This window comes from Rhodanobacter ginsenosidimutans, assembly GCF_042655685.1.
GTDB classification, from domain to species: Bacteria; Pseudomonadota; Gammaproteobacteria; order Xanthomonadales; family Rhodanobacteraceae; genus Rhodanobacter; species Rhodanobacter ginsenosidimutans.
On sequence record NZ_JBHSMM010000001.1, the window covers coordinates 1,457,975 to 1,472,915 of the forward strand.

Annotated in this window: 13 protein-coding genes and 1 tRNA gene; all 14 read left to right on the forward strand. The window is 63.5% G+C overall.

What is annotated here, in order from left to right:
* The 14 genes from ACFPK0_RS06325 (at position 1) to ACFPK0_RS06390 (ending at position 14,890) form a co-directional block, all read left to right on the forward strand.
* A complete protein-coding gene (locus ACFPK0_RS06325; RefSeq protein ID WP_377339165.1) occupies positions 1-729 on the forward strand; it encodes an NADH-quinone oxidoreductase subunit C in 729 nt (242 codons plus the stop codon).
* A gap of 2 nt (positions 730-731) precedes the next feature.
* A complete protein-coding gene (locus ACFPK0_RS06330; RefSeq protein WP_056080235.1) occupies positions 732-1,985 on the forward strand; it encodes an NADH-quinone oxidoreductase subunit D in 1,254 nt (417 codons plus the stop codon).
* A gap of 169 nt (positions 1,986-2,154) precedes the next feature.
* Positions 2,155-2,721 carry an NADH-quinone oxidoreductase subunit NuoE gene (gene nuoE / locus ACFPK0_RS06335; RefSeq protein ID WP_377339168.1) on the forward strand — a complete coding sequence of 189 codons (567 nt, stop codon included), beginning with the start codon at positions 2,155-2,157 and terminating at the stop codon, positions 2,719-2,721.
* On the forward strand, positions 2,721-4,031 hold the full coding sequence (gene nuoF / locus ACFPK0_RS06340) for an NADH-quinone oxidoreductase subunit NuoF (RefSeq protein WP_056080223.1): 1,311 nt from the start codon (positions 2,721-2,723) through the stop codon (positions 4,029-4,031). The genes nuoE and nuoF overlap by 1 nt, the downstream gene beginning before the upstream one ends.
* A complete protein-coding gene (gene nuoG / locus ACFPK0_RS06345) occupies positions 4,028-6,355 on the forward strand; it encodes an NADH-quinone oxidoreductase subunit NuoG (protein WP_377339170.1) in 2,328 nt (775 codons plus the stop codon). Before nuoF ends, nuoG begins: the two co-directional genes overlap by 4 nt.
* 5 nt (positions 6,356-6,360) lie before the next feature.
* The gene (gene nuoH / locus ACFPK0_RS06350) at positions 6,361-7,389 is read left to right on the forward strand and encodes an NADH-quinone oxidoreductase subunit NuoH (RefSeq protein ID WP_056081034.1); all 1,029 of its coding nucleotides are present in this window, start codon (positions 6,361-6,363) and stop codon (positions 7,387-7,389) included.
* A gap of 12 nt (positions 7,390-7,401) precedes the next feature.
* Positions 7,402-7,884 (forward strand): NADH-quinone oxidoreductase subunit NuoI, encoded by a 483-nt coding sequence (gene nuoI, locus ACFPK0_RS06355; RefSeq protein ID WP_377340285.1) that lies wholly within the window; start codon positions 7,402-7,404, stop codon positions 7,882-7,884.
* Between the two features lie 9 nt (positions 7,885-7,893).
* Positions 7,894-8,538, forward strand: coding sequence for an NADH-quinone oxidoreductase subunit J (locus tag ACFPK0_RS06360; protein WP_056080209.1), 645 nt, complete (start codon positions 7,894-7,896; stop codon positions 8,536-8,538).
* Complete coding sequence (nuoK, locus tag ACFPK0_RS06365; protein WP_007081808.1) at positions 8,535-8,840, forward strand: NADH-quinone oxidoreductase subunit NuoK; 306 nt, start codon at positions 8,535-8,537, stop codon at positions 8,838-8,840. Before ACFPK0_RS06360 ends, nuoK begins: the two co-directional genes overlap by 4 nt.
* 127 nt (positions 8,841-8,967) lie before the next feature.
* Positions 8,968-11,007, forward strand: coding sequence for an NADH-quinone oxidoreductase subunit L (gene nuoL, locus ACFPK0_RS06370; protein ID WP_056080206.1), 2,040 nt, complete (start codon positions 8,968-8,970; stop codon positions 11,005-11,007).
* Positions 11,008-11,021: 14 nt separating this feature from the next.
* A complete protein-coding gene (locus tag ACFPK0_RS06375) occupies positions 11,022-12,530 on the forward strand; it encodes an NADH-quinone oxidoreductase subunit M (RefSeq protein WP_377339174.1) in 1,509 nt (502 codons plus the stop codon).
* Positions 12,531-12,548: 18 nt separating this feature from the next.
* Positions 12,549-14,003, forward strand: a complete 1,455-nt coding sequence (nuoN, locus tag ACFPK0_RS06380) for an NADH-quinone oxidoreductase subunit NuoN (RefSeq protein WP_377339177.1) — start codon at positions 12,549-12,551, stop codon at positions 14,001-14,003.
* 80 nt (positions 14,004-14,083) lie between these two features.
* Positions 14,084-14,160 (forward strand) — tRNA-Met (locus tag ACFPK0_RS06385).
* 196 nt (positions 14,161-14,356) lie between these two features.
* Positions 14,357-14,890, forward strand: coding sequence for a ribosome maturation factor RimP (locus ACFPK0_RS06390; RefSeq protein ID WP_056080196.1), 534 nt, complete (start codon positions 14,357-14,359; stop codon positions 14,888-14,890).
* The last annotated feature ends 51 nt before the right edge of the window (positions 14,891-14,941 follow it).

A 14,941-nucleotide genomic window follows, 5' to 3' on the forward strand; every position in this document is an offset into this window, starting at 1 on the left:
ATGACCGACACATCCGCGACCTCGCTGTCCGACCAACTCGCCGCCCGCTTCGGCGACACGCTCACCCTCAGCACCGTCCGCAACGAAACCACCGCCGACCTGGCCGCCGCCGACCTGATCGCCGTGGCCACCGCGCTGCGTGACGAGCCAGCGTTCCGCTTCAGCGAATTGATCGACCTGTGTGGTATCGATTACCTCGGTTATGGCCAGACCGAGTGGAACACCGAATCGGTTTCCGGCACCGGCTTCTCGCGCGGCGTGGAAGGCCAGGCGATGGGCCGCTTCACCTGGGCCGGGCGCCCGCGCGACAACGATCATCCGCGTCGCTTCGCCTCGGTGATCCAGTTGCTCTCGATCGAACACAACCGGCGCCTGCGCCTGCGCGTGTTCTGCGACGACGACACCATGCCGCTGCTGCCCTCGCTGACTTTGGTCTGGCCGTCGGTGAACTGGTTCGAGCGCGAGGCGTTCGATCTGTACGGCATCATTTTCGATGGCCACCAGGACCTGCGCCGCATCCTCACCGACTACGGTTTCGTGGGCCATCCGTTCCGCAAGGATTTTCCGCTGATCGGCAACGTGGAAGTGCGCTACGACCCCGAACAGAAGCGGGTCATCTACGAGCCGGTATCGATCGAGCCGCGCGTGCTGGTACCGCGCACCATCCGTGACGACGCCGACCTGATGCAGGCCCGGGCCGAAGCCGGCGATCAGTGGCGGGAGAATTGAGCATGCAGGAAATCCGCAACTACACGATGAACTTCGGCCCGCAGCATCCGGCCGCCCACGGCGTGCTGCGTCTGGTGATGGAGATGGACGGCGAGACCATCGTGCGCGCCGATCCGCACATCGGCCTGCTGCATCGTGGCACCGAGAAACTGGCCGAGTCCAAGCCGTTCAACCAGTCCATCGGTTACATGGATCGTCTCGACTACGTGTCGATGATGTGCAACGAGCACGCCTACGTGCGCGCCATCGAAACCCTGCTGGGCGTCGAGGCGCCGGTGCGCGCGCAGTACATCCGCACCATGTTCGACGAGATCACCCGCATCCTGAACCACCTGATGTGGATCGGCTCGAACGGGCTCGACCTGGGCGCCATGGCGGTGTTCCTGTACGCGTTCCGCGAACGCGAGGAGCTGATGGACGTCTATGAGGCCGTGTCGGGCGCGCGCATGCACGCCACGTACTACCGCCCCGGCGGCGTCTACCGTGACCTGCCGGCGCAGATGTCGCAGTACCGCGAGTCGCCGTGGCACAAGGGCAACGACCTCAAGCGCATCAACAGCTGGCGCGAAGGTTCGATGTTGGATTACCTCGAGGCCTTCACGGCGGATTTCCCGACCAAGGTCGACGAGTACGAGGAACTGCTCACCACCAACCGCATCTGGAAGCAGCGCACCGTCGGCATCGGCGTGATCAGCCCGGAGCTGGCCCAGCAATGGGGCATGACCGGCGTGATGCTGCGTGGCTCGGGTGTCGAATGGGATCTGCGCAAGAAGCAGCCGTACGCGAAGTATGCCGAGATGGATTTCGACATCCCGGTCGGCGTCAACGGCGACTGCTACGACCGCTATCTGTGCCGCGTCGAGGAGATGCGCCAGTCCAATCGCATCATCCAGCAGTGCGTGCAGTGGCTGAAGGCCAACCCCGGTCCGGTAATGGTGAAGAACTTCAAGGTCGCACCGCCGTCGCGGGTCGAGATGAAGGAGGACATGGAAGCCCTCATCCATCATTTCAAACTGTTCACCGAGGGCTATTGCGTGCCGGCCGGCGAAACCTATTGCGCGGTCGAGGCACCCAAGGGCGAGTTCGGCTGCTACCTGGTGTCCGACGGCGCCAACAAGCCGTTCCGCGTGCACCTGCGTGCACCGGGTTTTGCCCACCTCTCCTCCATGGACACCATCGTGCGCGGCCACATGCTCGCCGACGTGGTGGCCATGATCGGAACCTACGACCTCGTGTTCGGCGAAGTGGATCGATGAGCACGGGAATAGGGAATAGGGAATCGGGAATGGGTAGAGCGCATCGCTGCGGCTCCGCCTTTCGTATTTTGATGAGTCGTAAATGTTGCAATGGAGTAGGGACGGTGGTGCTGCGGGTCGGATCTTTCCGATTCCCCATTCCCCATTCCCCATTCCCGGAGTTTCACGCATGAAAGCCACCGGACATTTCGAGCAGGTCAGGCACGTCGATCCGACGGTCGTACTGACCGAGCAAACCCGTCACCACATCGACAAGTGGGTGGCCAAGTTCCCGCCTGACCGCAAGCGTTCGGCGCTGATCCAGGCGTTGTTCGGCGCGCAGGAGCAGAACCACGGCTTCCTCACCGACGAGCTGATCACGGCGGTGGCCAAGTACCTGGAAGTGCCGGCGATCTGGGCCTACGAGGTGGCCAGCTTCTACTCGATGCTGGAAACCAAACCGGTGGCGCGCAACAACGTGGCGATCTGCACCAACATCTCGTGCTGGCTGAATGGTGCCGAGGATCTGGTGCGTCATTGCGAACAGAAGCTCGGCATCAAGCTGGGCGAAAGCACCGCGGACGGACGCGTGTACCTGAAGAACGAAGAAGAATGCATCGCGGCCTGCGTTTACGCGCCGGCGGCCACGGTCAACGGTCACTACCACGAGCACCTCACCATCGAGAAGCTGGACGCCATCCTCGACGGGTTGAGCGTCGATGGCCCGGATCACGGGCACGCAGGGGAGGCGCACTGATGGCCGTCGGAGCCGCACCGCAGGAACACCAGGTCGTCTACACCACCTTGCATTTCGACAAGCCGTGGGCAATGGCCAGCTATGAGCAGGTCGATGGCTACAAGGCCTGGCGCAAGATCCTGGCCGAAAAGCCGGATCCGGCGTCGCTGATCGAGGAGATCAAGAAAAGCAGCCTGCGCGGCCGTGGCGGCGCGGGTTTCCCGACGGGGCTGAAGTGGTCCTTCATGCCCAAGGGCGACATGCAGAAGTACATCCTGTGCAACTCGGACGAGTCCGAGCCGGGTACCGCCAAGGACCGCGACATCCTGCGCTACAACCCGCATGCGGTGATCGAAGGCCTGGCCATTGCCTGCTACTGCACCGGCACCACGGTGGCCTACAACTACCTGCGCGGCGAGTTCCACCACGAGCCGTTCGAGCACTTCGAGGCCGCGCTGGCCGAGGCGTATGCCGCCGGCCTGCTGGGCAAGAACGTGCAGGGTACCGGCCTCGACGTGGACATTTATGCCGCGCTGGGTGCCGGCGCCTACATCTGCGGCGAAGAGACCGCAATGATGGAGTCGCTGGAAGGCAAGAAGGGCATGCCGCGCTTCAAGCCACCGTTCCCGGCCAACTTCGGCCTGTATGGCAAGCCGACCACGATCAACAACACCGAGACCTACGCTTCGGTGCCGGCTATCATTCGCAACGGCGCGGACTGGTTCCTCAACCTGGGCAAGCCGAACAATGGCGGCCCGAAGATCTTCTCGGTGTCCGGCCACGTCAACCGGCCGGGCAACTATGAAATCCGCCTGGGAACGTCGTTCAAAGACCTGCTGGAAATGGCCGGTGGTGTGCGCAACGGGCACCAGCTGAAAGCCGTGATTCCGGGTGGTTCGTCGATGAAGGTGCTGCCAGCCGACATCATGCTCGAAAGCACGATGGATTATGACTGCCTGCAGAAAGCCGGCTCGGGCCTCGGCTCCGGCGCCGTCATCGTGATGGACGAGACCACCTGCATGGTCAGGGTCTGCCATCGCATCTCGCGCTTCTACAAGGCGGAGTCCTGCGGCCAGTGCACGCCGTGCCGCGAGGGCACCGGCTGGATGCATCGCGTGCTGACCCGCATCGTCGAAGGCAAGGGGACGCAAGAGGATCTGCATCGCCTGAAGGCCATCGCCGGCCAGATCGAAGGCCACACCATCTGTGCGTTCGGCGAGGCGGCCGCGTGGCCGGTGCAGGGTTTCCTGAACCGCTTCTGGAACGAATTCGAGTATTTCGTGCAGCACGGTCACTCGATAGTGGATTCTCGCGAGGAAGTGACGGCATGAGTGCGCAGCCAACCAACAACGCGCCCGATCTGGTAAGCATCGAGATTGACGGCAAGCCGGTCCAGATCCGCAAAAACGCCATGATCATCGAGGCGGCGGACACGGTCGGCATCACGATTCCGCGCTTCTGTTATCACCGCAAGCTGCCGATCGCCGCGAACTGCCGCATGTGCATGGTCGAGGTGGAAATGGGCGGCCGCCCGGTGCCCAAGGGCCTGCCCGCGTGTGCCACGCCGGTCACCGACGGCATGAAGGTGCAGACGCGTTCCAAGCTCGCCCTGCAATACCAGCGCGACGTGATGGAATTCCTGTTGATCAACCATCCGCTCGATTGCCCGGTCTGCGACCAGGGCGGCGAGTGCGAACTGCAGGACGTGGCGCTGGGCTTCGGCCGCAGCGTGTCGCGCTTCACCGAGCGCAAGCGTACCGTGGCCGACGAGAACATCGGGCCGCTGGTCGCCACCGAGATGACGCGCTGCATCCATTGCACGCGTTGCGTGCGTTTCACCAGCGAGATCGCCGGTTCGTACGAGCTCGGTGGGATGGGTCGTACCGAGGACCTGTTGATCGGCACTTATATCGGCAAGACGGTGGAAACCGAGTTGTCCGGCAACATCATCGACCTGTGTCCGGTGGGCGCACTGACCGACAAGGTGTTCCAGTTCAAGGCGCGTGCGTGGGAATTGATTGCCCGGCCGTCCATCGGCTACCACGATGCACTGGGTTCCAACCTGTGGCTGCATACGCGCCGCGGCGAAGTGCTGCGCACGGTGCCGCGCGACAACGAGGCGGTCAACGAATGCTGGCTGTCCGATCGCGATCGCTACAGCCACCAGGGCCTGACGGCCGCCGACCGCGCCATTGCGCCTCAGGTGAAGCGCGACGGGCAGTGGCAGGAGACCAGCTGGGAAGACGCGCTGTCGTTTGTCGGTGAGGCGCTGAAAAAGTCGCCCGGCAGCGAACTCGGCGTGCTGGTGCATCCGGCCACCTCGAACGAAGAGGGCGATCTGCTGATGCGTCTGGCGCGCGGACTGGGCAGTGCCCACGTCGATCACCGCCTGCGTCAGCTGGATTTTGCCGACAACGCCGTGGCCACCACCTTTGGTACGCCGGTGGCCCAGGTGGATCAGCTCAAGGCCGCCTTGCTGGTCGGTTCCGACCTGCGCCTCGAATTGCCGTTGCTCAATCACCGCCTGCACCAGGCCGTGAAGAAGGGCGCGCGGGTTTATGCGGTCAACCCGGTGCATTTCGACTTCAATTACCAGTTGGCCGGTGAGGCGATCGCCGCGCCGCACGAACTGGTCGGCGCCTTGCTGGCCTTGGCCAAAGCCGCCGTGAGCGCGGGCGCTTCGGCACCCGCACCGCTGGCCGACGCGATCAACGGCGCGACCAGCGACCAGGGCGACAGCGATGCCGTGGCGGCACTGAAGTCGGGTGCGGCGGTGGTGATCCTGGGCGAAGCGGCGGTAACCCATCCGCAGGCGTCGTGGTTGCGCGCCATCGCACGCTTCATCGCCGACGCCACCGGCGCGGGCTACAACGAACTGCCGGTTGGCGCCAATGCCGTGGGCCTGGCACGCCTCGGCGTGGTGCCGGGCAATGGGGGGCTGGATGCGCAGGCGATGCTGGCGCAGCCGCGCAAGAGCTATCTGCTGTATGGCGTGGAGCCGCCGCATGATTTCGCGGACGGTGCCGCCACGCTGAAGGCGTTGCGCGGGGCGGAGCAGGTGGTGGCGTTCAGTGCCTTTGCCAGCGACGCATTGCGCGAAGTGGCGGACGTGATCCTGCCGATCGCCTTGCTGCCCGAGATCGACGCCACCCTGGTCAATGTCGACGGCCTGGCGCAGGGCGTGCTCGCCGGCTCCAAGGCACCGGGGCAGGCGCGACCGGGCTGGAAGGTATTGCGTGCGCTTGGCGGCTCGCTGCAGCTGGCTGGTTTCGAGTTCGACGATATCGCCGGCCTGCGCAACGGCATCACCGATCGTGCGGTGGTTGCGCGCGATGGCATGGCTTCGCGCGCCAGCGCCCCGGCGGGGCTGACCCGCGTCGCCACCTGGCCCATCTACCGCAGCGATGCCGTGTTGCGCCGCGCGACGGCACTGAACGCGCATCCGCTCAACCGGGCGCCCGCTGTCCGGATCAACGCGAATGAAGCGGCACGGCTGGGTCTTGCCGATGGCGAGCAGGTTCGCGTCGGTGATGCGTCGCTGCTGTTGCGGATCGATGTGGCGGTTCCCGATGGGGCCACCTGGATCGAGGCGGCACAGGACCTCACTGCCACGTTGCCGCCGTATGGCGCGACCATCACCTTGAGCAAGGCTTGAGCATCATGGCTGATCAACTCATCAACCAGGTCTTGTGGCCGGTGATCTACATCCTGTGCATCGTGCTGCCGCTGGTGATCGCGGTCGCCATGTTCGTGTACTGGGAGCGCAAGGTCATCGGCTGGATGCACGTGCGCCTGGGGCCGAACAAGATCGGCCCGTTCGGCATCCTGCAGGCCTTCGCCGACGTGGTGAAGTTGCTGATCAAGGAAGTGATCCTGCCGACCAAGGCCAATCGCTTCCTGTACTTCCTGGCGCCGTTGATCGCGCTGATACCGGCGCTGGCCGCGTGGGCGGTCATTCCGTTCAGTGGCCAGATGGTGCTGTCCAACGCGAACGCCGGCATCCTGTACCTGCTGGCGATGACCTCGATGGGCGTGTACGGCATCATCATCGCCGGCTGGGCATCCAACTCGCGCTACGCGTTGCTGGGTGCGATGCGCTCCGCCGCGCAGGTGATTTCCTACGAGTTGGCGATGGGCCTGTGCCTGGTCTGCGTACTGGTGCTGGCAGGCAGCCTCAACCTGACCGAGATCGTCAACGCGCAGGCCGGCAGCAAGGGCATCCTCGAGTGGTTCATGTGGCCGCTGTTGCCGGTGTTCGTGATCTATTTCATCTCCGGCGTGGCCGAGACCAACCGCGCGCCATTCGACATGGCCGAGGGCGAGTCGGAGATCGTGGCCGGTTTCCACGTGGAGTATTCCGGGTCGGCGTTCGCGATCTTCTTCCTGGCCGAATACGCCAACATGATCCTGATCAGCTTCCTGGCCTCGATCCTGTTCCTGGGCGGCTGGCTGTCGCCGTTCCCGGCGTCGTGGGGCTTCATCGGGCACGGCGGCTTCATCTGGCTGTTCATCAAGGCCTTCATGATGAGCTTCCTGTTCCTGTGGTTCCGCGCCACGTTCCCGCGTTATCGCTATGACCAGATCATGCGGCTGGGCTGGAAGGTGCTGATCCCGATCGCGATCGTCTGGGTGATGGTGGCCGGATGCCTGAAGTATTTCGACGTGGTGACCGTCGGGATGGGAGCGTAAGCCGTGAATACGATGATCCGTTTTTTCAAGAGCCTGCTGCTGATCGAGCTGTTCCAGGGCATGGGCCTGACCATGCGCTACATGTTCAAGCCGAAGTACACCGTGCGCTACCCGATGGAGCACATCCCGAAGTCGAACCGCTTCCGCGGCCTGCATGCGTTGCGTCGCTACGCGAACGGCGAGGAGCGCTGCATCGCCTGCAAGTTGTGCGAGGCGGTGTGCCCGGCGCTGGCGATCACCATCGACTCGGCGCCGCGCGAGAGCGACGGGCAACGCCGCACCACGCGTTATGACATCGACCTGTTCAAGTGCATCTATTGCGGTTTCTGCGAGGAAAGCTGCCCGGTGGATTCCATCGTCGAAACCTCGATCCACGAGTACCACTTCGAGAACCGCGGCGAGAACGTGGTGAGCAAGCAGCAGTTGCTTGCCATCGGCGACCGCTTTGAACAGCAGATCGCCGCCGATCGCGCGCAAGACGCGGCGTACCGCTGAGGCCTTTTGATGAATCCCCAAACGCTGCAACTCATCTGTTTCTACGCCTTCAGCTTCGTCACCGTGGCCGCGGCGCTGTCGGTGATCTCGCTGAAGAACACCGTGCATGCCGTGCTCGCGCTGGTGCTCACGTTCTTCAGTGCCGCCTGCCTGTGGCTGCTGCTGGAGGCCGAGTTCCTGGCGCTGGCGTTGATTGTGGTCTACGTCGGCGCGGTGATGGTGCTGTTCCTGTTCGTGGTGATGATGCTGGACATCGACCAGGAAAAAATGCGCGAAGGCTTCGTCAAGTTTCTGCCCGTCGGCCTGATCGTGGCGGTGGTGATGCTGGTGGAAATGCTCGGGCTGGTCGGCGTGCGCGCGATGAACGCCCATGTGCTGGGGGAAAACCCGGCCGTGGCGGCGGGCATGTCCAACACGGAGTGGTTGGGCCATGCCCTGTACACCACGTTCCTGCTGCCGTTCGAGATCGCCGCGTTGATCCTCACCGTGGGCGTGGTCGCCGCCGTGGCGCTGACGCTGCGCGAGCGTCGCGACGCCCGCTACGAGACGCCGAGCCAGCAGGTCAGGGTCGATCCGCGCAACCGCGTGCGCATCGTGAAGATGGCCGCCGTCCGTCCGGATGAACCGACCGCCAGCCAGGAGCCGCAGCCATGATTTCGCTCGCGCACTACATCGTGCTGGGCGCGGTGCTGTTCTGCATCGCCGTCGCCGGCCTGTTCATCAACCGCAAGAACGTGATCGTGCTGTTGATGTCGATCGAGCTGATGCTGCTCGCCGTCAACATGAACTTCGTGGCGTTCTCGCGGTTTCTGGGCGACGTTTCGGGGCAGGTGTTCGTGTTTTTCATTCTCACCGTGGCTGCGGCGGAAGCTGCCATCGGCCTGGCGATCCTGGTGTTGCTGTTCCGCAACCGCAGCACGATCAATATCGCCGACATCGACAGCATGAAGGGGTGAGGCCGGAGCGACATGCCTGTGGCATGTCGCGCCAGGCCGAACGGCCGGACAGGACGTCCGGCCCGGCGCCCAGCACCATGGACGGTTCCTCGCAAGAAACTCCGGGTCACGCAGCAATGGAAGAACAATGGCGATATCCACAAACATCCTGCTGATCATCGCGCTGGCGCCGCTGGTGGGCTGCCTGCTGGCCGGCTTCCTGGCGCGCTTCATCGGCCGCATCGGCGCGCACAGCGTCACCATCCTCGGCGTGGCGGTGTCCTGCGCGCTGTCGTTCCTGGTGCTTTACCAGCTGACCGTGGGCGGCGCGGCCGAATACAACCAGAACCTCTACACCTGGTTCCAGATCGGCCACTTCAACGCCAGCGTCGGTTTCATGGTCGACCGCCTCACCGCGATGATGCTGGTGGTGGTGAGCTTCGTATCGTTGCTGGTGCACGTGTACACCATCGGCTATATGCGCGATGACCCGGGCTACACGCGCTTCTTCAGCTACATCTCGCTGTTCACCTTCTCGATGTTCATGCTGGTGATGAGCAACAACTTCATGCAGCTGTTCTTCGGCTGGGAAGCGGTGGGCCTGGTGTCGTACCTGCTGATCGGCTTCTGGTACAAGCGCCCCACCGCGATCTTCGCCAATCTCAAGGCGTTCATGGTCAACCGCGTGGGCGACTTCGGTTTCCTGCTGGGCATCGCCGCGGTGCTGTATTTCCTGGGCACGCTGGATTACGCCACCGCGTTCGCCAACGCGCCATCCCTGGTCGGCCGCACGCTGCAGATCACGGCCGGTACACAGTGGGACGCCGCCACGGTGATCTGCATCTGCCTGTTCATCGGCGCCATGGGCAAATCGGCGCAGGTGCCGTTGCACGTGTGGCTGCCCGACTCGATGGAAGGCCCTACGCCGATCTCCGCCTTGATCCACGCGGCCACCATGGTGACCGCCGGCATCTTCATGGTGTCGCGCATGTCGCCGCTGTTCGAGCTGTCGTCCACCGCGCTGAGCTTCGTGCTGGTCATCGGTGCCACCACCGCGCTGTTCACCGGGTTGATTGGCATAGTCCAAAACGACATCAAGCGGGTGATCGCGTATTCCACGCTGTCGCAGCTGGGCTACATGACGGTGGCGCTGGGCGTGTCGATGTATTCGGGCGCGGTGTTCCATCTGATGACGCATGCGTTCTTCAAGGCGCTGCTGTTCCTGGGCGCCGGCTCGGTGATCATCGCGATGCACCACGAGCAGGACATGCGTTACATGGGCGGCCTGCGCAAGTACATGCCGATCACCTGGATCACCATGTGGGCCGGCTCGATCGCGCTGGTGGCGGTGCCGTTCACTTCGGGCTTCTATTCCAAGGACGCGATCATCGAGGCGGTGGGTGAATCCCATCGCTGGGGCGCGCATTACGCCTATTTCTGCGTGATGGCCGGCGTGCTGGTGACCGGGTTGTACACGTTCCGCCAGATGTACCTGACGTTCCACGGCAAGGAGCGCTTCACCATCGCCGAGCATCATGGCCATGGTCACGATCATGACGATCACGGCCACCACGAGCCGGGCGTGCTGGCGCATGCGCCGAAGGAATCGCCGTGGGTGGTGACGTTGCCGCTGGTGCTGCTGGCCATTCCGTCGCTGCTGGTGGGCTTCTTCACCATCGGGCCGTTGCTGTTCGGCAACTGGTTCGGCAGCGCGATCCACGTGGAGGCCGCCAACGACGTGCTGGCCGAAATGGGCGCCGAGTTCCATGGTCCGCTGGCGATGGCGCTGCATGGCTTCACCCAGATGCCGTTCTGGCTGCTGCTGGCGGCGTTCATCATCTGCACCTATATCTACCTGTTCAACCCGGCCATGGCCGGCAAGATCAAGGCGGCGCTGAAGCCGCTGTGGACGGTGCTTGACCGCAAATACTGGGTCGACAACGTGTACTTCGCGCTGTTCGCCCGTGGCGGCGTCATGCTCGGCCGCGGGTTCTGGAAGGCGAGCGAGCGTGGCGTCATCGATGGCGCGATGGTCAACGGTTCGGTGGGCGTGGTGCATCGCATTGCCGCTGCCATGCGCCGGCTGCAGTCGGGCTACCTCTATCACTATGCCTTCGCGATGATTCTCGGCCTGATCCTGCTGCTTGGCGGGTACTGGCTGGTGGGTCCCGGGCTGGCCGGGCAATAAGGGAAACGGGATCGATGTTCAATCACTTGCTCAGCCTGCTGATCTGGCTACCCGTCGTTGGTGCCATCCCGGTGTTGTTTGCCGGCTCGGCCCGACCCAACCTTGCACGCTGGCTGTCGATGCTGGTGGCCGTGCTGACCTTCGTCGCCAGCCTGTTCCTGCTGGTGCGGTACAACGCCGATACCGGCGGCATGCAGCTCACCGAAAGCTATCTGTGGATCGCTTCGTGGGGTGTGCATTACGGCCTCGCGGTCGACGGCATCTCGGTGGCGCTGATAGTGATGACCACCTTCGTGGGCATCCTGGTGATTGCCGGCGCGTGGGAAGTCATCCAGGACAAGCCGCATCAGTACATGGCCGCGATGCTGATGCTGGAAGGCCTGCTGATCGGCGTGTTCTGCGCCACCGACGCGCTGCTGTTCTACGCGCTGTTCGAGGCGATCCTGATCCCGATGTTCATCCTGATCGGCGTGTGGGGCGGTCCGCGCCGCGTGTACGCGACGCTGAAGTTCTTCATCTACACGTTCTTCGGCTCGGTCTTCATGCTGATCGCGCTGCTGTACCTGTACCAGAAGGCCGGCACGTTCGACCTGGCCACGCTGGCGGCGCTGCCGCTGACGTTCAAGGAGCAGGCCTGGATCTTCTTCGCGTTCCTGATCGCGTTCGCGATCAAGGTGCCGATGGTGCCGGTGCACACCTGGTTGCCGGATGCCCACGTGGAGGCGCCGACCGGCGGCTCGGTGGTGCTGGCGGCGGTGATGCTGAAGGTCGGTACCTACGGCATGCTGCGTTTCATCCTGCCGATCGTGCCCGACGCGGGCGCGCACTTCGCCTGGCTGATCATCGTGCTGAGCCTCATCGCGATCGTCTACATCGGCTATGTGGCGCTGGTGCAGGAGGACATGAAGAAGCTGGTGGCGTATTCGTCCGTGGCGCACATGGGCTTCGTCACGCTGGGCATCTTCATCGCCTTCGCGCTGGTGCGCGAGCAGGGCAGCACCGACATGGCGCTGCTGGGCATGCAGGGCGCGATGGTGCAGATGATTTCGCACGGCTTCGTCTCCGGCGCGATGTTTACCTGCATCGGCGTGATGTACGACCGCATGCATACGCGCCAGATCAAGGATTACGGCGGCGTCATCAATGCGATGCCGTGGTTCGGCTTCTTCTATGTGCTGTTCGCGATGGCCAACTGCGGCCTGCCGGGCACCAGCGGTTTCGTGGGCGAGTTCATGGTGATCCTGGCCAGCTTCGCCGCCAGCCCGTGGATCGCGTTGTTCGCCGCGTTCACCCTGATCATCGGCGCGGGCTACACGCTTTGGCTGGTCAAGCGCGTGCTGTGGGGTGAGATCACCAACCCGCACGTGGCGGAAATGAAGGAGATCAATGGTCGCGAGACCTTCGTGCTGGTGGCGTTCGCCGCCGCCGTGCTGGCGCTGGGCATCTGGCCGCAACCGCTGATCCACCTGATGGACAGCTCGGTGTCGCAGCTGGTGCAGCAGCTCGCCATTCACAAGATTTGATCGGGACACGGACACACCATGCCAACTTTGAATGACATCCTGATCCTGCTGCCGGAGTTCTACCTGGTAGCGGCAGCGTGCTTGCTGTTGCTGCTGGACGCCTTCATGAAACCGGCGCAGCGTCCGTTGTTGCACTGGATTTCGATCGCGGTGTTGCTGGTGGCGATTTACCTGGTGATCGCGGGCCAGCCGGATCGGGCGGTGACCGCATTCGGCGGCATGTTCGTGCGTGATGACGTGGCGGAGATCATCAAGGTCTTCGCGCTGGGCACCACGGCCATGATCTTCGTCTATGCGCGTCCGTACCTGATCGACCGCAAGCTGCTCGGTGGCGAGTTCTACACGCTGATGATCTTCGCCGTGATCGGCATCATGCTGCTGGTTTCGGCGGGCAACCTGGTCACCGTCTACCTGGGCCTGGAACTGCTCTCGCTGTCGTCGTATGCACTGGTGGCCCTGAACCGCGAAGCGAAGCTGCCGTCCGAGGCCGCGATCAAGTACTTCGTGCTGGGTGCGCTGGCGTCGGGCATGCTGCTGTACGGCATGTCGATGGTCTACGGCGCGTCGGGCATGGGCGGCACGCCCACCCTGGAGCTGGCCCAGCTGAGCCATGTGATGGGCTACACCACGGCACCCACGCTGCTGCTGTTCGGCCTGATCTTCATGATCGTCGGCATCGGCTTCAAGCTGGGTGCCGCGCCGTTCCACATGTGGATTCCCGACGTCTACCAGGGCGCGCCCACGCCGGTGACCACCTTTGTCGCCGCCGGTTCGAAACTGGCCGCGTTCGGCATGGCGTATCGCCTGCTGGCGGACGGCATGGGCGATCTGGCGCAGCATTGGCAGCTGATCCTGGCGGTGCTGGCGGTGTTGTCGCTGGCGATCGGCAACCTGGTTGCCATCGTGCAGACCAACCTGAAACGCATGCTGGCCTATTCCACCATCTCGCACATGGGCTATCTGTTGCTGGGCCTGTCCGCAGCCGGCCCGGAAGGCTACGCCGCGGCGTTGTTCTACGCGATCTGCTACGCATTGATGGGTGTGGCCGCGTTCGGCGTGATCCTGGCGATGAGCCGGGCCGGGTTCGAATGCGAGGAGATCGCCGACTTCAAGGGTCTTGCCCGCAAGGCGCCCTGGATGGCGTTCCTGATGTTGCTGGCAATGTTCTCGCTGGCCGGTGTGCCGCCGCTGTTCGGATTCTGGGCCAAGGTGCTGGTGCTGGAAGCGGCCATCCATGCGGACATGCTGTGGCTGGCGATCGTCGGCATCGTGTTCGCCATTGTCGGCCTGTACTACTACCTCTACGTCATCAAGGTGATGTATTTCGATGCGCCGGAAGAGGGTGGCGCACTGCAGGTGCAGCAGGACAAGCCGCTGCGCCTGGTGCTGTCGCTGAACGCACTTTCGCTGCTGGCGCTGGGACTGTACTGGGGGCCGTTGCTGGCCTGGTGCCGTCGCGCGTTCGGCGTGTAAGGGAATGCGGCGATTTGCGGAAATAATGGCGCCGAAGCTTGCAAGAAACCGGCCATTACGTTAATATCTTCGGACTCTGATGCGGGGTGGAGCAGTCTGGCAGCTCGTCGGGCTCATAACCCGAAGGTCGCAGGTTCGAATCCTGCCCCCGCTACCAGATCTTTCTTGATGCAAGAAAGCCTCCTCGTGAGGCTTTTTTGTTGGGCGCAAGGATGCGTAGTGCCGGGCGGCAAGTTTCGCCAGGGCACCGGAAGGAGCTGCACGAGGAGGAACATCGGCGACACAGGGAAATGGGCCGTTGGAGCCCATTTTTTGTTTCTGCCGTTCTGAGAGTGAGCCGGGAATAACGACCCATGGATACACAGGCACTGGCACAGCGTTTCAACGAGGTTCTGGCCGATCTGGGCCTGGAATGCCTTGGCGTGGAGTTCAACCCGTCGCAAGGGCAGAGTACCCTGCGCATCTACGTGGACCTGCTGGACAAGAGCGGCGCCGATGGTGAGCGTCGTGAGGTCGGCATCGAGGATTGCGAAAGCGCCAGCCGCGAGTTGTCTGCGCTGCTCGATGTGGAGGATCCGATCCCCGGCCATTACGTGCTGGAGGTTTCCTCGCCCGGTATTGATCGCCCGCTGTTCACCGCCGCGCAATTTGCGAAGGTCGATGGGCAGGAAGTGAAGGTGCTGCTGAAGGCACCGCTGGAAGGGCGCCGTCGCCTGCGCGGCAAGCTGGCATCGGTGGAAGGCGAGCACATCGTGCTGGAAGCCGAAGGCAAGACATTCGAATTCGATCATGCACTGGTGGAAAGCGCGCGTGTGGTGCCGGACTGGGTGGCGCTGGGTTATGCGCCTCAGCCCAAGCCCGGCGGCAAGGTGTCCGGCAAAAAGTGATTCGATGCGGCCTGACCATGGCCGCGTTCCAGGTTTTGTGTTCCGGGACGA

Bases quoted from the DNA above. Each gene is read 5' to 3' on its own strand.
- ACFPK0_RS06325 (WP_377339165.1), top strand. From the start codon at position 1: ATGACCGACACATCCGCGACCTCGCTGTCCGACCAACTCGCCGCCCGC.
- ACFPK0_RS06330 (WP_056080235.1), top strand. From the start codon at position 732: ATGCAGGAAATCCGCAACTACACGATGAACTTCGGCCCGCAGCATCCG.
- nuoE (WP_377339168.1), top strand. From the start codon at position 2,155: ATGAAAGCCACCGGACATTTCGAGCAGGTCAGGCACGTCGATCCGACG.
- nuoF (WP_056080223.1), top strand. From the start codon at position 2,721: ATGGCCGTCGGAGCCGCACCGCAGGAACACCAGGTCGTCTACACCACC.
- nuoG (WP_377339170.1), top strand. From the start codon at position 4,028: ATGAGTGCGCAGCCAACCAACAACGCGCCCGATCTGGTAAGCATCGAG.
- nuoH (WP_056081034.1), top strand. From the start codon at position 6,361: ATGGCTGATCAACTCATCAACCAGGTCTTGTGGCCGGTGATCTACATC.
- nuoI (WP_377340285.1), top strand. From the start codon at position 7,402: ATGATCCGTTTTTTCAAGAGCCTGCTGCTGATCGAGCTGTTCCAGGGC.
- ACFPK0_RS06360 (WP_056080209.1), top strand. From the start codon at position 7,894: ATGAATCCCCAAACGCTGCAACTCATCTGTTTCTACGCCTTCAGCTTC.
- nuoK (WP_007081808.1), top strand. From the start codon at position 8,535: ATGATTTCGCTCGCGCACTACATCGTGCTGGGCGCGGTGCTGTTCTGC.
- nuoL (WP_056080206.1), top strand. From the start codon at position 8,968: ATGGCGATATCCACAAACATCCTGCTGATCATCGCGCTGGCGCCGCTG.
- ACFPK0_RS06375 (WP_377339174.1), top strand. From the start codon at position 11,022: ATGTTCAATCACTTGCTCAGCCTGCTGATCTGGCTACCCGTCGTTGGT.
- nuoN (WP_377339177.1), top strand. From the start codon at position 12,549: ATGCCAACTTTGAATGACATCCTGATCCTGCTGCCGGAGTTCTACCTG.
- ACFPK0_RS06390 (WP_056080196.1), top strand. From the start codon at position 14,357: ATGGATACACAGGCACTGGCACAGCGTTTCAACGAGGTTCTGGCCGAT.